A 20,904-nucleotide genomic window follows, 5' to 3' on the forward strand; every position below is an offset into this window, starting at 1 on the left:
TGAAGGGATTCTCATGAACCGCACCGGAATGAAGGCCGCTCTCACCGATCTCCTGCTCACCCCCGGCCTCGGTCTCGACGAGGCCGCCGACCGTCACTTCGCACCGGATTACCGGCAGCGCACCGACGGGAAGTGGGACGAGCGCAGCGACTTCCTCGAGCACATCGCCCACCTCCGCACGATCGTCGCTGACGGCTCCGTCCAGATTCACGACGAGCTCTACGACGGAACCCTGTACGCCGACCGGCACACCGTGAACATAACGAAGACGGATGGTTCCGCCGTGTGTATGGAGGTCTACGTCTTCGGAGAGCTCGCACCCGACGGCCGCTTCCGCCGTATCGAGGAGACCACACTGATGCTCAGTGGTGCCGAGGGCGACCGAGGCATGGGCAGCGCCCGCTGATCCAACGGCCTGCACTGATGCGGAGAACTCCGTCTGCTTCCGCCTCCCACGTCCTGTGAGAGCTGCCGGTGTTGGGCAACAGTCGGCAGGACGCGGGCGGCGGAATCCCGCGGGCGCTTGTGATCGCTCGGTGCGGTGCACGGAGTTGCTGCTGATCGCATTCTCCGGGCCACGCTCCGCCTCCTGGTTGAGCCCCCGGCCCGGCGTCGGACGGGGCGGTTGCGACTCAGCGGTCCACGTACCGGACGACGTTGTGGAACTGCGCCAGAGCCCCTTCCCGATCTCCCGTCGTCAGGGCTGTGACGAGGAGGCCGCGCGCTGTCCAGACGATGGCTTGGGCGCGGGCACGGGCGGCTTCGGCCGGCAGGCCTTCGCGAATGCCGAGGGTGGTGAACAGGGTTGTCCAGTCTTCGAGGGAGGCGAGGAATTCTCCGTAGGGTTCGGGGTCCTGGACGGCGAGCCCGAGGACGTAGAAGAAGGCGCTGACGCGCGGTTGGGCGGCGGGGTCGAGATAGAGCCGTTCCAGCATCCGCAACGCGTCCTGGTGCGTGCCCTGGACGGACAAGGCCCATAGGGCCTCCTGCTCCTGCTTGCGCAGATCGCTCAGGAGGGCGGCGAGGAAGCCGTCGCGTGAGCCGAAGTGATGGATGAGCATGCGATGGCTGGTGTCCAGGGACTCGGCGAGTTTGCGCAGGGTCAGATCGCTGAGCCTGCCGCGTTCCTCCAATATGGCCCGCCCCTTGCGCAGGAGCCTGCCGCGAGGCGTGTCGTCGCTCATGGTTCCCCTACTGGGCTCCGGCTTGCCGGACTTCTTGTCCGGAGGTACCGGCCGGCTTGCCGAGCCAGGTGAGACCCCCGACGGCCAGGGCCTCAACGCCCGTGCTCAGAGTGGGTTCGACGACAGGGGCGAAGTACGGCGAGTGATTGCCGGGAAGGGAACCCGTATCCCCGTCGCGCACCGCTGCCGCGAAGGTGTCGGCGTCGAGCCCGCCCCAGAACCAGAAGACGGTGGGTGCGTTCGCCGCCGCACCGAAGACGCCGACATCCTCGCTGGCGGAGACCGGTGGAATGGGCTGCACCCGCTGTTCGCCGAAGTGTTCGGAGAATGCAGTCACCACGGACGCGGTGGCGGCCGGATCACTGACCAGCAACGGGGCGCTGACGTTCCAGTCCAGTTCCGGTTCTCGCGTGGCCGCCCCCGCGGTGGCCTCGCCGCGGATGACGCGCTCGATGGCGCGATGGACCAGGGTGCGTGTCTCGGGCGAGTACGTGCGCATGTTGATCCCCAACTCGGCAGTGTCGGGGATGATGTTGTCCTTGGTGCCGGCTTGGAGACGTCCGACGGTGACCACAGCCGTCTCGGCGGGTGGCACCTCGCGCGCCACTATGCCCTGCAGTCGCGTGACGACGTTCGCGGCCATGAGTACCGGATCTACGGTGGTCTCCGGCCGTGACCCGTGGCCGCCCCGGCCGTGCAGGGTGACCTGGACGGAGTCGGAGGCGGCCATGATCGGCCCGCTGCCGTAACCGATCACTCCGGCGGGGAGCGGGCCCACGTGCTGTCCCAGGACGATGTCCGGGACGGGGAATCGCCGGAACAGTCCGTCGTCCACCATCGCCCGGGCCCCGAGGGCGAGTTCTTCGGCGGGCTGGAAGACCACCAGCAGGGTTCCCGACCACGTCTGCTTCGCTCCTGCCAGCAGTGTCGCTGCGCCGACCAGGCAGGTGGCGTGCATGTCGTGGCCACAGGCGTGCATCACCGGCACCTCGCGGCCGTCGGCGCCGGTGGCCCGGGCCGTGCTCGCGTACGGCAGGCCGGTCTTCTCCTCGACGGGCAGCGCGTCGAAGTCGGCGCGCAGCATGACCACGGGCCCGCCCCCGTTGCGCAGCACGCCGACAACCCCGGTGCCGCCGACCTGCGTGGTGACCTCGTACCCCAGGGGTCGCAGCTCCTCGGCCAGCCGCAGCGCCGTGCGGTGTTCCTGGGTCGACAGCTCGGGGTGCGTGTGCAGATCCCGGTAGAGGTCGCCGAGTCGCGCACACAGGGGTGCGAGATCGGCCCACACGCTGTCCCTCACGAAAACCACTCCTTCGCTCTCCTTCGAGCCGCCCCGGCCGAGCGGTGTACCAATGGTACATAGCCTGTGGGCAGAAGCGGGCGGCGGAGCACCGGCCGCCGTCGTCCGTCAGCCGGTTGACGGTTTCCCGGCGCCGGCGTCGCGCGAGGGGGCAAGCGACGGCTCAGCCCGCGGACGTCTTCGGCGCAGGCTCCTCCCGTTCCGGGTGCGGGTAGGACGGCTGCACGCGCAGAGGTCGGGCCGCCCAGGCGGGAAGGTGCCAGTTCCACGGGCCGAACAGGGAAACGAGGGACGGAACGAGCAGCATCCGCACGATGGTTGCGTCGAGAAGGATGCCGATACCGAGTCCGGTCGCCAGTGTCTTGAGGTCGGTGCCGGGCCCGGAGGCGAGCGCCGCGAAGGCGAGGAAGAGGATGAGTGCGGCGCTGGTGACGAGTCGGCCCGTGCGGCCGATACCTTCGATGACGGCGGCATCGGTCGTTCGCGCGGCGTCGTACTCCTCTCGGATGCGGGACAGGATGAACACCTCGTAGTCCATCGACAGCCCGAACAGGAACGCGAAGACCATGAGGGGGATCCAGAAGGTGATGGCCCCGGTGGCCGCGATGCCGAAGATCGCATCAGAGCCGTTACCGTTCTGCCAGAAGATCACCATCAGGCCGAGCGTCGCCGCGAGCGAGATCAGGTTGAGCAGCACTGCCTTGAGGGGCAGCAGCAGGGAACGGAAGGCCCGGGCGAGCAGCACATAGGTGAGCAGCGCGATGATCGTGAGCATCAGCGGGAAGTTGCCGTACACCGCGTGCAGGAAGTCGATCTGCGCGGCACCGATGCCGGCGACGCCGATGACCCCGGGGAGGTGCTCCGTGGTGCTCTTGACCCGTTTGACCACGTCGACGCTCTTCGAGTTGACCGTCTCGTCTTCCGGGATGACCACGACGATGCTCTGTCCGCCCCGGTTGCCGGCCGGCCCGGAAGGTACGAACGCTCCGGTCACGCCGTCGACCTTGGCGACCCGGGCGGCGACCGATGCGGCCCGGTCGGTGCTGACCAGGACCTCCATCGGTGTCAGCGCGCCGGTCGGTACGCCGCCGCGCTCCAGTGTGTTCAGGGTGGTGTAGGCCGGCCCGTTCTTGGCGAGGGACTCCGAGGAGGCAAGGCCGATCTTGATACCGAAGAAGACGACGATCAGCGCCGCCAGCGCGGCCAGTGCGGTGCCTGCCGCGATCCAGCGGTACCGCACCACGGCGGCGGTCCACCGGCTCCAGGCGCGGCTCGCCCGGTTCTCGTGGCGGATCTTGGGCCAGTCCACCCGGGGGCCGATACCGCCCAGGATCGCCGGCGTCAGGGTAAGCGTCGTCATCACGCTGGCCAACGGGATGAGCGCCCCGCCGTACCCCATGCTGCGCATGAACGGGACAGGCAGGACGACCAGGGCGAGCAGGCCGATGGCCACGGTCACGCCGCTGAACACCACCGCATGCCCGGCCCGTTCCATCGCGACGACGACCGCCTCGTGGTTCTCCCGGCCGCGGTCGCGCTCCTCCCGCCAGCGGGTGACGAACAACAGGGAGTAGTCGATCGCCACGCCCAGGCCGATGAGGGCGACCAGGAACTGCACGATGAACGAGACATCGGTCGCGTAGGTGAGAGGCAACAGCATCACGAACGTCGCGAGGATCGACACCGCGGCCACCAGCAGTGGCAGCAGAGCGAGGAAGGAGGCGAACACGAAGGCGAGTACGGCAAGGGCGCCGACGGCACCGAGAAGCGTTTCCCCGAGAACCCCCTGGCCTCCGCTGTCATTGCCCCCGGAAGCAAGCGTGTCCTGCCCCGTCACACCGACCGTCGCACCGGGCGGCATGGCCTTCTGCGCCGCCGATCGGATCGGGTCGGTCAGCAGCTTCTGGCTCGGTGACGGGTTGAAACGGTAGAACACCAGGGCATAGGCGGTGCGGTCGTCCTTCGTCCGGAAGGCCTTGTCGCCGGTGTTCGCCTCGTCGATCACCCGCACATGCGGGACAGCCGTGCCGACTGCCGCGAACCCCCGGCCGACCTCGGCCTCGTGACGGGTGATCGTCTGCCCGGCCGGGAGCGTGACCGCGACCAGATAGGGACTGGTGTCACCGCCGCTGCCGAAGGCGTGCTCGATCTTGTGTGCTGTCACGGTGCCGGGCTGACCCGGCAGCGAGAAGTCGATCGTCAGCCGGTCCGTGGTCCGGCCGGCCAGCAGCGCGCCGGCGACCAGCACCAGACCCCAGAACGCCACAACCACCTTGCGATGCCGCAGAACGAATTCCGCCCACCGTCGCATTCCGGCCCTCCCATACGCCGTCGATTGCGTGATTCTAGCCTCTTCATCCTTTTTGTCCGCTATTGCAAAGAAAGGGCTCTTCGTTCCATCCCGGGGAGGCAGTGCGGGATCGGTGGAACCGGGAATCGGCAATTCAGACCGCGTCGCTCCGCCCGACCCGGCGTCAGAAAGGTGCCCGTGTTCCCAGGGCGGGGCAACATGCCAGGCTCTGAGGTATGTTGCCCCACAGCGAGCAGACCGCCGGCGAAATCCTGCACCAGCGCGGGTGGCGCAAGGCATTCACGGTCCAGGAGATGGTCGACACGTGGGGCCGGCTGGTGGGCGAGGTGGAGCAGGGGTACAGCGATCTGGTCGACGAGTACACCAACGACCTCTGCAGCCGGAACTGGCTCCACGAGGCATGGCCGATCCTCACCGAACGTGTGATCGTGCTCTGGACTCCGCAGATCAAAGCCCTCGACGACCGGTTCAGAGGTGCCACCGTCTTCGACGACGGCATCGCCGTTTCACAGTTCCACCGGATCAGCGGATTCGACCCCGTCGATATGTGGTGGTGGCGGCGCCACCCGCGCCTGCTCGTCGGCGACCTCGGTCGCTCGCTCCGCGCTGCGGGCGCCATCGACTGACCTGAGCAGGCCGATATTCCGGTCCTGCCGAAGGGGAAGTGTCCGCGATCCACTCCGCGGCCGGGGACGAGGAAGCCACGGTGGCGACCCGGCAGTCAGGATGTGTTCAGGTTCCGGCTGCCAGGGTCGGCCTCATGACTGAGACCTCTGAGACCTCTGAGACGTCCGCGGCGCAGGTCCGCCCCAACGCCGCCCCCGGCAGTCGATTCGTTTGGAGCAAGGTTCCGGAAGTCACCGCATACTTCTGGATCATCAAGGTGCTGTGCACGACGGTCGGCGAGACCGCTGCGGATCTCCTGAACGAGAAGCTGGGACTGGGCCTGACCGGCGTGTCGCTGCTGATGAGTCTGCTGCTGGCGGTGGTTCTGATCGTCCAGTTCCGCACCAGGGCCTACCGGGCCGGCGTCTACTGGCTCGCCGTGGCCCTGATCAGCGTCGTCGGCACCCTGATCAGCGACAACCTCACCGACAACTTCGGCGTGCCGCTGGAGACCAGCACCGCCGTGTTCGCGGTCGCCCTCGCCGCAGCCTTCTTCGTCTGGTACGGCCGTGAGGGGACGCTGTCCATCCACAGCATCGACACGGTCTCCCGCGAGGTCTACTACTGGCTGGCCGTGCTGTTCACCTTCGCGCTGGGCACCGCCGCCGGCGACCTCGTCGCCGAGAAGATGGCCCTCGGCTATTGGTTCTCCGCCGTCCTCTTCTGCCTCGCCATCGCCGCCGTGGCGCTGGCGCACTTCGCGCTCGGCCTGAATGCCGTGCTCAGCTTCTGGATCGCGTACATCCTCACCCGTCCGCTCGGTGCCTCGATCGGCGACTACCTGTCGCAGCCGGCCGGGGGCGGTGGCCTGGGCCTGGGCACCGTGATCACCAGCGTGTTGTTCCTCGCGGTCATCCTCGGCCTGGTCGTCTACCTCTCGGTGACCCGCCGGGACGTCGCCAGGCCCGAGCCGCTCACGCCGTCGGAAGGCTGACCACGAACCTCGCGCCCGGGGTGTGTGCCTCATCGTGGTGCACCTCGCCGCCGACAGAGCGGGCCAGGCGTCGCGAGAGCGACAACCCCAGGCCCGCTCCGTCGTGTCCGTCCCCGGGCTCGGCTCGGCGTCCCGGCTGGAAGAGCTGTGGCGCGAACGTCGCCGGTACACCGGGGCCATCGTCCGTGACATCGACGCGGACGCCGCCCGCAGACGCGCGGGCCTGGATGTGCACCCGCGAGCGCGCGTACCGCAGGGCGTTGTCGAACAGCGGACTGGCGATCCGCTCCAGGAGGGCATCCGGGACCCCGGCCGACAAGCCGGGATCCCGCGCGGTGACGTGAAGCTCCACCGCCCCGGCGGAATCCACCCGGTCCGCGAGGCGGCGCAGCACCGACAGTACGTCGCTCGCTCCGCGTGTGGTGGCAGAGCTGTCGCGTGCGTCGTCGAGGAGTGTGTCGCAGATCGTGCGCATGGACACGGCGGCGTCCGCGATGGCCCTGTGCGTGGTCCGGGTATCGGCGTCGGAGCGAGGACGGGCACGCCACCAGTCCAGCTCGGCGATGATCCGGGCCAGTGGATTACGCAGTTCGTGCGACAACTCCCGGGTGAGCTGCTGCTCGTGCCGGAGCAGTGCGCGGATACGGTCCAGGAGTGCGTCGAGTGACCCACCCAGCTGCGCGAGCTCGGTGGAGCGGTCCACGCTCCCGAAGCGTTTCTCGGAGGCTACGGCGCTCCATTGAGTGGCGTGTTCGGTCATCGTGCGCACCGGCCGCAGTGCACGCCCCACCGCCAGACGGGTCAGCGCGTAGGTGCAGACGAGCATGACGGCGTCGAGCGCGAGCGAGGCGATGAGCAGGGAATCGGCCGAACTGCTGTAGGGGGACAGGTCCAGTGCGGTGACGACGGCCGCGTCCCGGCCTTCGCCGGGAACGGGTCGTGAGCACAGGCGGACCGGGCCATGAACGTTCTTGGTGAGGCAGTGCCGGCGGGTTCGTGCGGCGAGCTGGTCGGCAGCACGGGTCAGTGGCCCGGTGGCGGCTGCGGACGGTGGCTTTTCGAGCAGCCGACCGCCCGTGTAGATCCACACGTTGGTGTCCAGCAGTTCCTCGCCGGGTGTCTCCAGGACGTGCACCGCGGAGTCGCTGGTGTCGACGGTCGCTGCGACGGCGGCGGCCCGGGCCCCCAGTTCGTCGTCGGCCTGGCGCTGGAGGTGATGTCGGACGACGGTGTTGAACACTGCGGTGAGGATCACCATCAGGAGCGTGGCGGTTGTCAACGCGACCAGGGAGAGCCGGCCGCGCAGAGTCCGCGGCCACCACCACGAGACGAGGGGCCTCATGACAGTCGGTGCCCGATGCCGCGCGCGGTGGTGACGCTCAGCGTGCTTCCGCTGTCGCGGAGCTTGCGGCGCAGCCGGGTCAGATACTGGTCCAGTGTGTTGGCACTGACCTGGGCACCCTCGGGCCAGCCCGCCCTGATCAGCTCACGTCTGCGCACGATGCCGCCGTGCGCCGCCATGAGAGCGGCCAGTAGCCGGAACTCCGTGGGTGTGAGTCCGGCCTGGGTGCCCCGCACCGTCAGGCTGTGCCGGACCGGGTCCAGGATCACATCACCGCACGCTGCGGTACGAGCTGGGCCGCTGCGCTTGAGGGCCGCCCTCAACCGAGCGGCCAACTCCGTGAGATGGAACGGCTTGGGCAGGTAGTCGTCCCCGCCCGCCGAGAAGCCCGCCAGCCGGTCGGTGAGCCGATGATGGGCGGTCAGGAAAATCACCGGATAGCGGAAGCCGTTGGCTCTGATCGCCTGGCAGACGTCCCGGCCGTCCGCATCGGGCAGCCCGACGTCGAGCACAGCCGCGTCGACATCGCCCCCCGCCAGCCGCAGCGCAGTCGCGCCGTCCGGTGCGGGCAAGGTGCGGAAGCCCTCGTCCCGCAGGCCGCGCAGCAGGACATCACGCAGAGCATGGTCGTCCTCGACGACCAGGATCCTGTGTCGCATACCTCTCCCTTCGACGTCTCTGCGGGGGTGGGTGCGCATCAGCGGAACCATGGGCCGTGACCATCCGGGGCAGTGCGTCAGCTTCCCGTGGACTCCGGCCGGCCCCACTCCTGCTGTGTCATACCGGACGTGCGGTGGTTCGCGACCCCACCATCCGACTACAGTCGAGTAGACGGTCTATGGCACTGTAGACGATAGCGGGGTGAGGATCGTTCCCATGACCAGCGCGAAGGGGCAACTGAGATTCATTTCCCGCGGCGCCGCTGCCCGCATGAGAGACACGGAGTGATCGACGATGGTCCACCTTTCGGTTGTCGTACCGTGCTTCAACGAGGCCGAGGTGATCGACGCGTTTCACACCGCGCTCCTCGCCGCACTTGAGCCGACCGGACATCCCTTCGAGATCTGCTACGTCGACGATGGAAGCAGCGACTCGACTCTGGGAAGGCTGCGGCAGCTCGCGGCCGACGACCCCCGGGTGCACTTCACCTCCTTCAGCCGTAATTTCGGCAAGGAGTCGGCCATGCTCGCCGGTCTGCGGATGACCGCAGGCGATACCGCCGTACTGATGGACGCCGATCTCCAGCATCCTCCCGAACTCATCCCGCGCATGCTGGAGCTGCACCGGAACGGATACGACCAGGTCATCGCCCAGCGCGACCGTTCGGGCGAAGGCGCCGTGCGGTCTGCGCTCAGCCGTACCTACTACCGGCTTGTCAGGCGGTGCATGGACGTCGAGGTCGTCGACGGAGCGGGAGACTTCAGGCTGCTCTCGCGCCGCGCAGTGGATTCCGTGCTCTCGATGCCGGAGAGCAACCGCTTCTCGAAGGGGATCTTCTCCTGGATCGGGTTCGGCTCCGTCAGCTTCACCTACCAGAACGTCGAGCGTGCGGCGGGCGAGTCCAAATGGGGCGGCCGCCGACTGCTCAACTACGGCATCGACGGGCTGCTCTCCTTCAACAGCCGTCCGTTGCGCCTGGCAATCCACACCGGCCTCTGCCTGTTCCTCACAGGGTTCCTGTACGCGGGGTGGATCATCACTGACGATCTGCTCAACGGTGTCGACACACCCGGGTACACGACCCTGCTCACCGCGATCGTCGCGCTGGGCGGCATCCAGCTCGCTACCCTCGGCGTCATCGGCGAGTATGTGGGCCGGATCTACCACGAGTCGAAGCGCCGGCCCCACTACGTGGTCAGCGAGACCGACAGCCGGTCGAGGAACCGTCCCGCCGGTCCCGCTCTGGAGTGCACTGCGGGCGCGCGGCAGACCTCATGACCGAGGTGAAGCACAGCCGGTCGCCGAAGGCTCGCTCACTCGGGCAGTTCCTCACCTTCGCAGCAATCGGTATCGCCAACACCGCGGTGTACTACGCGGTCTACGCCTCCACGAACCACTGGATTCCCTACCTGGTGGCCCATGTCCTGGGCTGGTCGGTGAGCATCACCGGTTCGTTCTTGCTCAACTCGTACATCACCTGCCGCACCCGGCCCACCTGGGGGGCCTTCGTCCGCTATCCGCTGTCCGGCGCGGTGAACGTCGTGGGCAGCGGGGTTCTCCTCTGTCTGGCGGTGAGCCTGCTGGGGATGGACAAGAACATCGCCGCCGTCGCCGCAGGTGTCGTCGTCACACCTGTCTCGTTTCTGCTGGCCAGGTGGGCCATCGACGCCGGAGCGGCAACTGCCCCCCGGCGCAAGGTCAAGGAAGATGCCTCCCCTTCGTGACCCGCTGAACGTGGTAGTAGTCGGCGATGCACACGGCAGGCCAGCCACCACGCTTCATACCGAACGGCTCCAGCATCCTGCCCACAGGCAACGGCTTGTATGGGAGGACCCGGGCACCGGCCGCCGACCGCGCCCGCAGCCACCGGTCCTGGCGGTCCCACCGCTCGGCCCGGACGTGCATATGTCCTCCGAGGGTGTGCAGCGGCCCGGCCAGGGAGAGGCAGACGCCGGAGCACACCATGACCGCACCCACCGCCGTTGCCACCCGCACCGCTTTGGCCGTCACAGGTGAGCGCCTGCGCAGCGCACGTCCCACCAGGGCGCCGACACCGGTGAGCAGCAGAACGTACTGCAGCAGATAGTCGTTCCACGTCCGCTCCGTGGTGAGCAGATGCTGCCCGAAAACGGGGTAGGTGATCACGGTGCAGAGATAGCCGGAGAGGAGGAAGGCCAGCACCCCTACCCCCGCGAGAAGCAGCGGCCGGCAGGGCCGCAGCGCAAGAATCGTCCGGCCCCGCACAGTCAGTCCCAGCAACAGCCCGGCGGCGACGGCGCCGAGGTACTGCCAGGTTGAGAAGATGGTCCCGAGAATATGCACGAAGTGGTGGAGTGACACCGACAGCGAAGCCGGGTCGAGCATCGAGGTCCCGGCGCCGAATCGCTCACGGCGCCTGCGCGAGCCCGGGGATGTCACCAGGAGCAGTACGCCGATTCCGACGCCGGCCATCGTGGCGAGGGCCCACCCACGGGCGAGGCGCCCCGCTCGCTCGTCGAACACCTTGCCCGCGAGGAGCGCCACGGCCGCAAGCGCCACCAGGACGACCACGGAGGTCTCCTCGGACAGCGTCCCCAGAAACGTCCCGGCCGGCACAGCGAAGGCCAGGGCCGCGATCTTGCCGGGGCGCCCACGCGCTAGCAACAAGGGAATCACCGACGCGCAGGCGAGGACGGGCGCCACCGTGTGTGAGACGGAGGCGGCAGGCCAGTAGAACGTCTTGTACGTATTGGCAGAGCCGAGGAGGAAGACCACCGCCACCATGGATGCGACGAACAGCGGCACCCCGCGCGGCGCGCTGAGCCCTGTCCTGCGTGCCACCAGCGCGATCACCGCCCACAGCAGTCCCACCATCAGCGCCGCGCTGACCAGCCCGAACCACTGATGGCCGGCGACTCCGGGCTTGGCATAGAGCCCAACGAGCCAGCCGTTGACGATTCGGCCGTTGTCCTTGAAGTAGAACTTTCCGGTCAGCCCGGAGATGCCGTGATCGCGTACGTACGGCAGGAAGCACCATTCGTCCGCACTGGGACGCACATACTGCCCATACCAGACGGCGCCCGCGAGCAAGGCCAAAGGCCCCAGGCACACCACGACACCCCAGGTGCTCAGCAATCTCGTGAAGGCGGGGCTGCGGCCGCTCTGCGTCCCCGGCCCGGATCCCTCCGGACGCCGGGGAACACTCGATAGCTCGACCGCCATATCGCACCACTGCCTTTCGGGGTCACTTCCGGTCGACCCCGAAGACGTGACTTGAGGCTCGTTGCCGGAATCGGTCTCTCGCTTCGGGATCACCCGGGGGGGATGAACCGCAGGGCATCGGCCAAAGCGGCCCTGCGACGTCGGATGCCTGTGGCACTCCCTTATTTCTACATCATGTAGTAGCTTCGGCCCCAGTCCCGGACCCGGAGCCGCCCCAGCGGCGAATGGTGCCGGTCGGCTGCGGCTTCGCGTGCCCGGAACCTGGTTCGGCGGCAGATCGGAGCTCTCGTCATTGCCGGACCTGGTCTGTAAGGAGCCGATCGGCTGTGTCCCATCACGACAGCCCGGCACGGCACCCGGTCCGGTCGGTGGTGGCGAGCGGTGAGATCCCGGAGCCGGGCGCGGGAGTAACTTGGGCATCCGGAAATACGAGGCCGAGTCGAACCGATGGCCCACGGACGACGAAGGGGATGGGGGGAGCGTGAGCGGACAGGACGGCAGAACACCCGGGCGCCGGGCGCCCGGGGAACTGGAGAGCGAGGTGCTGGCGGCTCTCTGGTCGGCCGGGGAAGCAGTGGGTGCAGGAACGGTGCGCGAGCAGGTGGCAGGAAGGCCCGCGTACACCACAGTGCTGACGATCCTGTTCCGCCTCTACGACAAGGGGCTGGTCACCCGGAAGCGCGCAGGTCGTGGGTACCTCTACTCGCCGGTGCGCGACGAGGCCGGACACGCGGCGGCGGGCATGCGCAACCTGCTGGAGCACGGCGGTGACCGGGCTGCGGTACTCGCCCGGTTCGTCTCCGAACTGCCCGCCGAGGACGAGAAGCTGCTCGAGCAGTTGCTGCGCGGGCACCGGGAGGACTAGACGTGTGGATCAGTGGGTTCGGTCTCTGGCTGCCCTTGATGGTCAGCGCGGCCCTCGCGCTGACCGCCCCCGCTGCGGGCCGCAGGCTGCCGCCCCGGACCGCCGCCTGGCTGCTCACCGCGGCCGCCGTGATCGCCGCCGGCGCCTGGGTGACGGTCTTGGCCATGGTCGGTTTCACCCTGGTCGGCCAGATTCCCGAGGTAGCGGAGGAGGGGCGGTGGTCGCCTCACGTCCTGGCCGCCGACACCCCGGTCGACCGGCCGGTGGCCGCCGTGTGCGCGCTGGCCGTGCTGGTCTGCGTGGGCGCGCTGGCGGTGGCGTCCTGGCGCCGGGTGCGGATGATGGTCGAGACCTGGCGCGAGTGCCGGGACCTGCCGGTGGCCGGAGACCTCATGGTCCTCGACGACCCCGTGCCGACCGCCTTCGCGCTGCCCGGCGCCCCCGGTCGGGTGGTGGTGTCGTCCGGCATGCTTCGTGCGCTCTCCGCCGACGAGCGCCGCGCACTGCTGGCCCATGAGCGCGCCCATCTGCGCCATCGCCACCACGTCTTCCTGCTGGTGCTGCAGCTCAGCGCTGCGGTCAACCCGCTGCTGCGCCGGGTGGACGGGGCGGGTGCGTTCGCTCTCGAACGCTGGGCGGACGAGGAGGCCGGCGCCGTCGTCGCCGACCGTCGGCTGGTGGCCCGCGCGGTCGCCCGTGCGGCCCTTGCCACCCGCAGCGTGCCCGCCGCGGCGATGGCCGCCACTGGTGGCCCGGTCCCGCAGCGGGTGAGAGCCCTGCTCGCCCCGCCCGCGCCGCTGCGCCGCCATCTGGCCCTGGCGTTCGCCGCGCTGATGATGGCCTGCTGCGCCAGCCTGGCAATCGCAGGCCACTACATGGACGGCCTGTTCGACGCTGCTGCGCCGGCCCACAGCACCGGGCCCGCACATGAGGCCCTGCATCGCACAGACCTGACGCCGCGTTCCTGAAAGCCGGGGGTACCGGTCCATCGCATCACGCAAGAGGTGCTCACCAACGCCCTCAAGCATGCCGGGTCCGGTACCCGGACCCCGGCTGGCAGTGACCCTGCACGGCAAGCACCTGCGTATCCGGGTACGGGACACCGGGCCGCCGCGCGGCACCGCACCGGATGTGTGGTGGTCAGTCCTCGACGTGCATCCCCGGTGCCCAGGCGCGCCGGAATGCGGGTCAGCAGACGGGAGACGCGTATCCGGGAGCTCGCACACTCTTCGTCACGGGCCGTGGCAGACGGGTCACGGGGCTCATCGCCGCCGGCAGTGCGAAGATGGCCGGTCGGCGGTATGGACCGGGCCGCAGGCTGGGAGGACGTCCCGTCTCACGATCCGTATCTACGGAATCCCGATGTGCGCCATTCCCGGCCGTCCGGCAGGACAGCGAGGGCTTCGTAGCCGTCCAGCGTCTCTACCCAGTCCTGTGCGCCGTCGCCCTGGGCGAACGCGGCGGTGGCATAGGCGTCGGTCAGCGTCAGGCGGGGGCCGATGAGGGTGAGGGAGACGAACGTGGTGGCGGGTGTGCCGTGGTGCGGGTCGAGAATGTGGGCACCGCGTTCGGCGGTGCCCGATGTGGCGACGGCCAGGTCGCTGTGGGGGGTCAGGACGGTGGCCAGTTTGCCGGGTTGCAGCGGGTGGGCGATGCCGATGCGCCACGGGGTGCCGGGGGCTGCCCGGCCGCGGAGTCGGAGGTCGCCGCCGCCGTTGACACAGCTGTGGTGCGCGCCTGCGTCGTAGAGGAGTTGGGATGCGGCCTCGGTGGCCCAGCCCTTGACGAGCCCGGAGGGGTCGAGGGTTCCTGCGGGAATGATGCTGAACCAGCCGTCACTGTCGTGGGTGGCCCGGGCACAGAGGGACAGGACGTCGTGGACTTCGGGTGGGCAGTCGTCCAGCCGGATCTCTCCACGGTCTAGGCGGCTGATGTGGCTGTCGGGCCGGTAGGTCGAGAACACGGCGTCGACCCGGTGAAGTTGCCGTACGGCCTCGGCGAGGGCGCGGTGGATGGCGGTGGTCGGCCTGTCGCGGACGTCGAAGGAGAAAACGGTGCCCATGACGTGCTCGACGTGGCGCAGTCCGGGTGCGGTGTCAGGCATGGGCCTGGTCCAGGGCACTCTGCAGGGACTGCATGTAGCCCTGGCTGGTGTAGCTGGCGCCGGAGACGGCGTCGATGTGCGCGCTCTGGGCGCCGATCGCTTCCTGGGTGAGGCGGGGCAGGGCGTAGGAGTCGATCTCCTGGTCGCGGCCGTTCTGGTCCGGGGCCCGGAGGACCTTGATCGCGGTGATCTTTCCTTCGGAGAGGGTGGCGGCGACCTGCACTGCTCCGTACCGGGTGTCGACGGGATCTCCGGTGAACGTGCCCGTCCCCGTGGAGGAACCAGACGTGGCACCCACAGAGTTGTGCGGGGACGAGGAGGCGGTCGGAGACCGCGGGGCGACTCCCGCAAGGGCGGGGAACTGGTGGGGTTTGAGGGCGAGCAGCGCAACGACGAGGGCGCTGATCCCGGTGGTCGCGAGTACGGCTCGACGCATGACGGTTCTCCTCAGAACGCGAAGGACTCGTGGTGGATGCGCCGCGCCGGGACGCCGGCCTCGCGCAGGGCCTGGATCGCGGTCCGGGCCATACCGGTAGGACCGCACAAGTAGACATCGTGCGCGGCGAGATCCGGCACCAGAACGCTCAGGCCCCGCGCGGTGAGGGGCGAGGAGAACCCGGTCGGTTCGTCGACGACGTAGTGCACAGTGGCCCTGCGGCGGGCGGCAATAGCGTCGAGCTCACCGCGCAGGGCGAAGTCGTCGGCCCGGCGCGCCCGGTAGACGAGGGTCACCTCGCCCGGCAGTGTCTCGAAGAGCGCACGCAACGGGGTGACACCGACACCGCCGGCCAGCAGCAGGGCCTTGGGAGCGGTGCGGCGGTCCGCCGTGAAGGCGCCGTAGGGTCCCTCGGCCCACACGCGGGTGCCCGGCGCCAGGTGGGCGAGTGCGGCACTGTGCCCGCCCGTGGCCTTGACCGTGATGCGCAGGCGGCCGGGGAGTGCGGGAGCGGAGAGGGAGTAGGGGGTGGCGGTCCACCACAGGCCGCGGGCCATGAACCGCCAGCGCAGGAACTGCCCCGGCTCGCCCCCCAGTTCGTCGAGATGCTCGCCGGTGAGGTGGACGGAGACCACGTCCGGTGCTTCGGGGTGGACCGCGGCCACCCGCACGCGGTGGCGCAGTCCACGCCGGACGGGGACGGCGAACCGATACCAGGCGACCAGCGCCGAGACACCGAGGAACAAGGCGTACCAGGCCACCTGGGCGAGACGGTTGCCGACGAAGTCGGCGCCGTTGGAGAGCTGGTGGCCGAAGGTGAGGAAGACGGCCAGGTAGGTGGCGAAGTGCAGGTAGTGCCAGGTCTCGTAACTCATTCGGCGGCGGGCCGCGTGGGCAGAGACTATCCCGGTGGCCAGGAACAGCAGGAAGCCGGCCGTGCCCTTGAGCAGGTCGGGGTAGCGCAGGACAAGCATGGAGGTCTGACTCACCACGTTCGCGTGGGAGGCCAGCGAGTAACCCCAGATGATCAGCAGGGTGTGGGCGAGGGCCAGAGAAATGGTGCAGCGGCCGCCCAGCGCATGCCAGCGGGCAAGCCTGTCGGTGCCGATGGTGTGGTCCAGGAGCGGAACACGGGCCATCAGAGCGAGGAGAACCGCGCAGGCGTAGCCGGCCAGCAGCCCGGTGATGCGCCCCGCGCCGGTCAGCCAGCCCGCCGGGCCGACCACCGATGCCGTGTCGCTCCACCACAGGGCCAGCACTCCGGCGGCACCGGCCCAGATCACCAGCTGCGCCAGGAACGGCACTCCGCTGCGGCGCGGGCGTCGATGGCGTACCCCGCGGCTCGCATATCCGGTGGTGGGAAACGTGTGGGTCATGGGGCTCCTGCAGATGGGGCTCGTTCCGGCGATGGGCGGCCAGACTCACAGCCCAACCTCTGTGAACCCTCTGAAACGGCCCCGAGCACCCGCCTCAGCGCCAATTCATAGGAAACTCAGAGCAACGGCGCACCCGTCGCCCACCCGCCACGAGGGATGCTGGAGCGACCATGGACGATCCACGCACGACATCGCTTCTGCACCACCCCGACGGAGAACCCGTACGGATCCTCGTCGTCGACGACGAACCCGACGTCACCGATGTCCTGGCCGGAGTGATGACCAGCGAGGGCTGGCAGGTCCGCACCGCGGCGGACGGCGCGACCGCACTCGCGACAGCCCGTGACTTCCACCCCGACGCGGTGGTCCTGGACTGGATGCTGCCCGACCTGAACGGCCTGCAGATCCTGCGGGCCCTCAGACGCGAGGCACCCTGCGTGTGCGTGCTGTTCCTGACCGCCCGTGATGCCGTCGAGGACCGCATCGCCGGCATCACCGCAGGCGGTGACGACTACGTCACAAAGCCCTACAGCCTGGAGGAAGTCCTGGCGCGGCTGCGGGGGCTGCTCCGGCGGGCGGGCATGACCGCGGATCCGGGCACGAGCCGGCTCACCGTCGGGGATCTCACCATGGATGAGGAAGCCAGGGAGGTCAGGCGGGGCGGCGCATCCGTGGAGCTGTCCCGGACCGAGTTCGAACTCCTGCGCTTCCTGATGCGCAACCCGCGTCGAGTGGTGTCCAAGGACCAGATCCTCGACCGCGTCTGGGCCTACGACTTCGGTGGGCGCGCCCACATCGTCGAGCTCTACATCAGTTATCTGCGCAAGAAGATCGACGCAGGACACCCCCCGATGATCCACACCGTGCGTGGCGTCGGCTACGTACTCAAGCCGGACGCTCCATGAGACGTCCCGCACCCCGCACCCTGCGCGCCCAGCTCACCGCAGGACTCGTCTCCCTGCTCGCCCTCGCCTGCCTCGCCGTCGGTATCACCACCGCCCTTGCCCTGCGCGGTTTCCTGATGGGGCGCCTCGACGAACAGCTCTCCGCGTCCGGCGGCCGGTTTGCCGCCAGCCTGGAACACGAGGCCAAGCCCGACGCCGACAATCGCCCTGACACCCGGGGTCAGGCCGAATCCACTTTCGGCGCTCGCCTGCTGAAAGGCACCGTCACCCACGCCGCGGTCGTCGACGAAGCCACCGACCGCTCCCTTACTCTCACGCCAGGGGATCGCCGCGCTCTGGCAGGGATCCCCGTGAACGGAAACGGGCACAGCATCCGCCTCTCCAGCCTGGGGGCCTACCGCGTCACGGCAGTCCGGGGTGACGATCAGGACACTCTGATCACGGGCCTGCCCCTGCACCCGGTGGAAGAGACCGTCCACCGCCTCGAAGCGGTCGAAGCCGTACTGTTCGGTGCCGCACTCGTGGCCACCGGTATCGCCGGGGCCCTGTGGGTACGGATCTCCCTGCGCCCCCTCCAGAAGGTCACCGCCCGCGCGGCCGAGGTCGCCGGGCTTCCGCTCGCCAGCGGCGAGGTCGCCATGCCCGGGCCCATCCCCGACACCGACCCCCGCACCGAGGTCGGCCATGTCGGCACCGCCCTCAATCACATGCTCGGCCATGTCGAAGACGCCCTCGTACGCCGCCAGGCCAGTGAGGAACGCCTCCGGCACTTCGCCGCCGACGCCAGCCACGAACTGCGCACCCCCGTCGCCAACATCCGCGGCCACGCCGAACTCGCCCTGCGCCACCACGGACCCGTCCCCGCCGAAGTCCGCCACGCCCTGGAACGCATCAACGGCGAGTCACAGCGCATGACCCGTCTTGTCGACGACCTGCTCCTTCTCGCCCGCCTGGACGCCGGACGCCCCCTCGAACACGAGCCGGTCGACCTGACCCTGCTGATCCTGAACGCGGCAGACGACGCACGCGCCGCAGGTCCCGGCCACCACTGGCTCCTCGACCTCCCCGAAGAACCCGTCACCGTTACCGGCGACGCCCACCGGCTCCAACAGGCCGTAGGCAACCTCCTCGCCAACGCCCGTACCCACACCCCGCCCGGCACCAACGTGACCGTCACCCTCACCACCGATGAGACCCGCACCTCCGTGCAGGTGAGCGACGACGGTCCGGGCATCCCCGAAGAGGTCAGGCCCGAAGTGTTCGGCCGCTTCGTGCGTGCCGACCACGCCCGCTCCCGCAGCACCGGGAGCACCGGTCTGGGCCTCGCCATCGTCCACGCCGTCATCACCGCCCACGGCGGAACCGCCGCCGTCACCAGTACCCCCGGCCACACCGTCTTCCGCCTCGTGCTTCCCAACTGACACCGTCCGGCCCGGCCTGAGCACCGATGGATCGCCGCCCGGCATACGTAGGCTTTGAAGGTGCCCATAAGCCCACTTGGTCGTCCTGGCCGCAGAGCCGTCAGGCAAGGCCGGGCCGGCAACTCCGGCCATCGTCGCACCTGACCGAACCGACCATGAGAGACGGAGCATCCATGACATTCCGCGAACTCCACCACCGCGCGGGGCCGCCTCTGCTGCTCCCCAATGCCTGGGACGTCGCCTCGGCGCTCGCGTTTGCCGAGGCGGGATTTCCCGCTGTCGGCACCACCAGCTTCGGTGTTGCCGCAGCAGACGGCAGCCCCGACGGCGGCCGCGCGTCCAAGGCCGCCACTCTTGCCCTCGCACGGCAGCTCGCGCCCCTGCCCGTGTACATCTCCGCCGACATCGAGGACGGCTACGGAGATGACCCCCACCGGGTCGCGGCCTACGCGGAAAGTCTGGGCATCGACGGCATCAACATCGAGGACAGCTCCGACGAAAAGCTCATCGCCCCCGAACTGCACGCCGCGAAGGTATCGGCCATCAAGCACCGCGTCCCTGGGCTCTTCGTCAATGCCCGGGTCGACACGTACTGGTTGGGCCAGCAGGCCACCGTGGTTGCGACACTCGAGCGGGCCCGCGCCTACGTGGCCGCGGGCGCCGACGGCATCTTCGTCCCCGGCGCAACCGATCCCGCCGACCTCCAGGCCCTGACCGCGGGCATCGACGCCCCCGTCAACATCCTGGCCCACCCCGCGTTGACCCTCACGGATCTCGGCACGCTCGGGGTACGGAGGGTGAGCACCGGCTCCCTCCCGTACCGCGCCGCTATCGACGCCGCTGTCCATGTGGCTTCGGCCGTCCGCGACGGCCGGACCCCGCCGCCCGCGACCCCCTATGCCGAGATGCAGCAGCGGCTGCTGCGCTTCACCGAAGCCATCCGTGAGTGACACCGCCGGTGATTCATCTCGCCTGCCTGAGTCATCCGCGGATGCAGGGGAGTTGAAAGACACGTCGAAGGCGCCCTGGCGTGGGCCTTCGCTCGGCGCTGAGCTGCGCCTTCCTTCAGGCCGTGCCTGCTCAATGGCAGCAGCCCTGCAAGCAGGCCTTGGCCCCCTACACAATCCATGCCGAGGCATGGCAGCAGGGGCAGCCGGTCTTCAGCGCCGACGACACCGGAACAGCCCTGTGGATTTCCGTCACATCGCAGCGCTCTCGCGCCGCTCCTGTCACTTCACCTCTACTCAGCCACAAGATCAGTTATCCGACAGGTCCTGGCGGGCGTACCGCCGAGATCAGCCCGCCCGGTCCCTCGTCCCGCTGGGGCGGGGTGGTGATCGGGCGGCCGTAGGCGGCGGCGCGGTCGCGCAGGGTGAAGGCCTCCGCGTCCCAGCCGAGGCGGGAGAGCCAGCCCACCGGGTCCTCGGGCATCTCCCAGACCCACATGGAGGCCGCCGAGCCCGGTGCGGCGTCGCCGGCGAAGCGTGCGAGCACACCGGGCGAACCCAGGGTCAGGCCCATCCGGCTGCCCGTCGCGGACAGCCCGCCGACCCGGTCGAGCAGCAGTTCCACCGCGTCCTCGGGCAGGTAGATCAGCAGTCCCTCGGCGATCCACACCGTCGGCAGTGCCGGGTCGTGCCCGGCGGCGGCCAGCGCGCCCGGCCAGTCCTCGCGGAGGTCCACCGCGACGGTGGTCCGCTCGCAGCCGGGTACAGCGCCCTCCTGGCGCAGCACCGATGCCTTGAAGTCCAGTGGCTCGGCGGTGTCGACCTCGAACAGCCTGGTGGCCGCGGGCCAGTCCATCCGGAAGGCCCTGCTGTCCATTCCGGCACCGAGCAGGACGACCTGCCGGATACCGGCCTCGGTGGCCCGGTCCAGCAGGTCGTCCAGGAACTTCGTCCTGATGATGATCGAGGTGACCACCCCGAGCCGGCGCCGCCGTTCGGCTTCGTTGCCGCGCTCGGGCTGCGGCGTACCCGGGCCGACTCCCCCAGCGGTGGCGAACGCGAGCGCCAGTGGATCCCGGAACAGCGGGTCCTCCCGTGCCGTCTCCATCGCCCTCACCCGCGCCACGCCCACAGCCGTCGCCCATACCCCGGACGGCGTCACCCGTCCCTGCGCTTCAGTCATACAGGCAGCCTAACCTGCATGGTGCAGCCGGCTGGTGGCACCTGCGGCCGGCGGTGCCCGAGACGACGC

At 69.3% G+C, this 20,904-nt stretch carries 20 protein-coding genes; 10 read left to right on the top strand and 10 right to left on the bottom strand.

All coding sequences use genetic code 11. From position 1 onward, the window contains the following. The first annotated feature begins 13 nt into the window (after window positions 1-13). Window positions 14-406 carry a nuclear transport factor 2 family protein gene (locus OHS16_RS30265; protein ID WP_328540427.1) on the top strand — a complete coding sequence of 131 codons (393 nt, stop codon included), beginning with the start codon at window positions 14-16 and terminating at the stop codon, window positions 404-406. A 226-nt stretch (window positions 407-632) separates the two neighbouring features. On the opposite strand, the gene OHS16_RS30270 is transcribed toward OHS16_RS30265, so the two are convergent. The 3 genes from OHS16_RS30270 to OHS16_RS30280 form a co-directional block, all read right to left on the bottom strand. Further along, the gene (locus tag OHS16_RS30270; RefSeq protein ID WP_328540428.1) at window positions 633-1,184 is read right to left on the bottom strand and encodes a TetR/AcrR family transcriptional regulator; all 552 of its coding nucleotides are present in this window, start codon (window positions 1,182-1,184) and stop codon (window positions 633-635) included. Window positions 1,185-1,191: 7 nt separating this feature from the next. Then, window positions 1,192-2,484 (bottom strand): amidohydrolase, encoded by a 1,293-nt coding sequence (locus OHS16_RS30275; RefSeq protein ID WP_328540429.1) that lies wholly within the window; start codon window positions 2,482-2,484, stop codon window positions 1,192-1,194. Between the two features lie 163 nt (window positions 2,485-2,647). Beyond that, the gene (locus OHS16_RS30280; RefSeq protein ID WP_328540430.1) at window positions 2,648-4,795 is read right to left on the bottom strand and encodes an MMPL family transporter; all 2,148 of its coding nucleotides are present in this window, start codon (window positions 4,793-4,795) and stop codon (window positions 2,648-2,650) included. A 215-nt stretch (window positions 4,796-5,010) separates the two neighbouring features. On the opposite strand from OHS16_RS30280, the gene OHS16_RS30285 reads away from it, so the two are divergent. Both OHS16_RS30285 and OHS16_RS30290 read left to right on the top strand, forming a co-directional pair. Then, window positions 5,011-5,421 (top strand): hypothetical protein, encoded by a 411-nt coding sequence (locus OHS16_RS30285; RefSeq protein WP_328540431.1) that lies wholly within the window; start codon window positions 5,011-5,013, stop codon window positions 5,419-5,421. 134 nt (window positions 5,422-5,555) lie between these two features. Then, entirely contained in the window at window positions 5,556-6,395 is an 840-nt protein-coding gene (locus tag OHS16_RS30290) for a COG4705 family protein (protein ID WP_328540432.1), read from the top strand. Here OHS16_RS30290 and OHS16_RS30295 read toward each other — a convergent pair. Both OHS16_RS30295 and OHS16_RS30300 read right to left on the bottom strand, forming a co-directional pair. Then, window positions 6,376-7,737: a sensor histidine kinase gene (locus OHS16_RS30295; RefSeq protein WP_328540433.1), complete on the bottom strand. Its 1,362-nt coding sequence runs from the start codon at window positions 7,735-7,737 to the stop codon at window positions 6,376-6,378. The genes OHS16_RS30290 and OHS16_RS30295 overlap by 20 nt on opposite strands. Further along, window positions 7,734-8,396, bottom strand: coding sequence for a response regulator transcription factor (locus OHS16_RS30300; RefSeq protein ID WP_328540434.1), 663 nt, complete (start codon window positions 8,394-8,396; stop codon window positions 7,734-7,736). Before OHS16_RS30300 ends, OHS16_RS30295 begins: the two co-directional genes overlap by 4 nt. A 295-nt stretch (window positions 8,397-8,691) precedes the next feature. Here OHS16_RS30300 and OHS16_RS30305 point away from each other — a divergent pair, with 295 nt between their 5' ends. Together OHS16_RS30305 and OHS16_RS30310 are read left to right on the top strand one after the other, a co-directional pair. Beyond that, entirely contained in the window at window positions 8,692-9,675 is a 984-nt protein-coding gene (locus tag OHS16_RS30305; protein ID WP_328540435.1) for a glycosyltransferase family 2 protein, read from the top strand. Continuing rightward, entirely contained in the window at window positions 9,672-10,121 is a 450-nt protein-coding gene (locus OHS16_RS30310) for a GtrA family protein (RefSeq protein ID WP_328540436.1), read from the top strand. The genes OHS16_RS30305 and OHS16_RS30310 overlap by 4 nt, the downstream gene beginning before the upstream one ends. Here the strand turns inward: OHS16_RS30310 and OHS16_RS30315 are convergent. Further along, on the bottom strand, window positions 10,096-11,433 hold the full coding sequence (locus tag OHS16_RS30315; RefSeq protein ID WP_328540437.1) for a DUF6056 family protein: 1,338 nt from the start codon (window positions 11,431-11,433) through the stop codon (window positions 10,096-10,098). The two genes, OHS16_RS30310 and OHS16_RS30315, sit on opposite strands and share 26 nt — an antisense overlap. Before the next feature lie 646 nt (window positions 11,434-12,079). Here OHS16_RS30315 and OHS16_RS30320 point away from each other — a divergent pair. Both OHS16_RS30320 and OHS16_RS30325 read left to right on the top strand, forming a co-directional pair. Beyond that, entirely contained in the window at window positions 12,080-12,463 is a 384-nt protein-coding gene (locus OHS16_RS30320; protein ID WP_328540438.1) for a BlaI/MecI/CopY family transcriptional regulator, read from the top strand. A gap of 2 nt (window positions 12,464-12,465) precedes the next feature. Then, window positions 12,466-13,431 (top strand): M56 family metallopeptidase, encoded by a 966-nt coding sequence (locus tag OHS16_RS30325; protein WP_328540439.1) that lies wholly within the window; start codon window positions 12,466-12,468, stop codon window positions 13,429-13,431. 368 nt (window positions 13,432-13,799) lie between these two features. Here the strand turns inward: OHS16_RS30325 and OHS16_RS30330 are convergent, their stop codons facing one another. From OHS16_RS30330 to OHS16_RS30340, 3 genes are read right to left on the bottom strand one after another with little or no spacing between them, the layout of a single operon-like run. Further along, the gene (locus OHS16_RS30330; RefSeq protein WP_328540440.1) at window positions 13,800-14,567 is read right to left on the bottom strand and encodes an FAD:protein FMN transferase; all 768 of its coding nucleotides are present in this window, start codon (window positions 14,565-14,567) and stop codon (window positions 13,800-13,802) included. Continuing rightward, window positions 14,560-15,003 (bottom strand): FMN-binding protein, encoded by a 444-nt coding sequence (locus tag OHS16_RS30335; RefSeq protein ID WP_328540441.1) that lies wholly within the window; start codon window positions 15,001-15,003, stop codon window positions 14,560-14,562. The genes OHS16_RS30330 and OHS16_RS30335 overlap by 8 nt, the downstream gene beginning before the upstream one ends. Window positions 15,004-15,014: 11 nt before the next feature. Continuing rightward, window positions 15,015-16,379 carry a ferredoxin reductase family protein gene (locus OHS16_RS30340; protein ID WP_328540442.1) on the bottom strand — a complete coding sequence of 455 codons (1,365 nt, stop codon included), beginning with the start codon at window positions 16,377-16,379 and terminating at the stop codon, window positions 15,015-15,017. A 170-nt stretch (window positions 16,380-16,549) separates the two neighbouring features. On the opposite strand from OHS16_RS30340, the gene OHS16_RS30345 reads away from it, so the two are divergent. The 3 genes from OHS16_RS30345 to OHS16_RS30355 all read left to right on the top strand — a co-directional run bounded on the left by OHS16_RS30345 (window position 16,550) and on the right by OHS16_RS30355 (window position 19,655). Next, window positions 16,550-17,284 carry a response regulator transcription factor gene (locus OHS16_RS30345; protein WP_328540443.1) on the top strand — a complete coding sequence of 245 codons (735 nt, stop codon included), beginning with the start codon at window positions 16,550-16,552 and terminating at the stop codon, window positions 17,282-17,284. Beyond that, on the top strand, window positions 17,281-18,705 hold the full coding sequence (locus OHS16_RS30350; protein WP_328540444.1) for a sensor histidine kinase: 1,425 nt from the start codon (window positions 17,281-17,283) through the stop codon (window positions 18,703-18,705). Before OHS16_RS30345 ends, OHS16_RS30350 begins: the two co-directional genes overlap by 4 nt. Before the next feature lie 173 nt (window positions 18,706-18,878). After that, entirely contained in the window at window positions 18,879-19,655 is a 777-nt protein-coding gene (locus OHS16_RS30355; protein ID WP_328540445.1) for an isocitrate lyase/PEP mutase family protein, read from the top strand. 310 nt (window positions 19,656-19,965) lie between these two features. Here OHS16_RS30355 and OHS16_RS30360 read toward each other — a convergent pair whose 3' ends face one another. Continuing rightward, window positions 19,966-20,835 carry a class I SAM-dependent methyltransferase gene (locus OHS16_RS30360; protein ID WP_328540446.1) on the bottom strand — a complete coding sequence of 290 codons (870 nt, stop codon included), beginning with the start codon at window positions 20,833-20,835 and terminating at the stop codon, window positions 19,966-19,968. Window positions 20,836-20,904 lie beyond the last annotated feature (69 nt).

Origin of the sequence: Streptomyces sp. NBC_00344, from assembly GCF_036088315.1 — a bacterium.
In the GTDB taxonomy this organism is placed as follows: Bacteria; Actinomycetota; Actinomycetes; order Streptomycetales; family Streptomycetaceae; genus Streptomyces.

Coding starts and splice junctions, on each gene's coding strand:
- OHS16_RS30305 (WP_328540435.1), top strand. CDS start 8,692: ATGGTCCACCTTTCGGTTGTCGTACCGTGCTTCAACGAGGCCGAGGTG.
- OHS16_RS30345 (WP_328540443.1), top strand. CDS start 16,550: ATGGACGATCCACGCACGACATCGCTTCTGCACCACCCCGACGGAGAA.
- OHS16_RS30295 (WP_328540433.1), bottom strand. CDS start 7,737: ATGAGGCCCCTCGTCTCGTGGTGGTGGCCGCGGACTCTGCGCGGCCGG.
- OHS16_RS30360 (WP_328540446.1), bottom strand. CDS start 20,835: ATGACTGAAGCGCAGGGACGGGTGACGCCGTCCGGGGTATGGGCGACG.
- OHS16_RS30300 (WP_328540434.1), bottom strand. CDS start 8,396: ATGCGACACAGGATCCTGGTCGTCGAGGACGACCATGCTCTGCGTGAT.
- OHS16_RS30265 (WP_328540427.1), top strand. CDS start 14: ATGAACCGCACCGGAATGAAGGCCGCTCTCACCGATCTCCTGCTCACC.
- OHS16_RS30355 (WP_328540445.1), top strand. CDS start 18,879: ATGACATTCCGCGAACTCCACCACCGCGCGGGGCCGCCTCTGCTGCTC.
- OHS16_RS30335 (WP_328540441.1), bottom strand. CDS start 15,003: ATGCGTCGAGCCGTACTCGCGACCACCGGGATCAGCGCCCTCGTCGTT.
- OHS16_RS30280 (WP_328540430.1), bottom strand. CDS start 4,795: ATGCGACGGTGGGCGGAATTCGTTCTGCGGCATCGCAAGGTGGTTGTG.
- OHS16_RS30350 (WP_328540444.1), top strand. CDS start 17,281: ATGAGACGTCCCGCACCCCGCACCCTGCGCGCCCAGCTCACCGCAGGA.
- OHS16_RS30270 (WP_328540428.1), bottom strand. CDS start 1,184: ATGAGCGACGACACGCCTCGCGGCAGGCTCCTGCGCAAGGGGCGGGCC.
- OHS16_RS30285 (WP_328540431.1), top strand. CDS start 5,011: ATGTTGCCCCACAGCGAGCAGACCGCCGGCGAAATCCTGCACCAGCGC.
- OHS16_RS30290 (WP_328540432.1), top strand. CDS start 5,556: ATGACTGAGACCTCTGAGACCTCTGAGACGTCCGCGGCGCAGGTCCGC.
- OHS16_RS30310 (WP_328540436.1), top strand. CDS start 9,672: ATGACCGAGGTGAAGCACAGCCGGTCGCCGAAGGCTCGCTCACTCGGG.
- OHS16_RS30340 (WP_328540442.1), bottom strand. CDS start 16,379: ATGACCCACACGTTTCCCACCACCGGATATGCGAGCCGCGGGGTACGC.
- OHS16_RS30330 (WP_328540440.1), bottom strand. CDS start 14,567: ATGCCTGACACCGCACCCGGACTGCGCCACGTCGAGCACGTCATGGGC.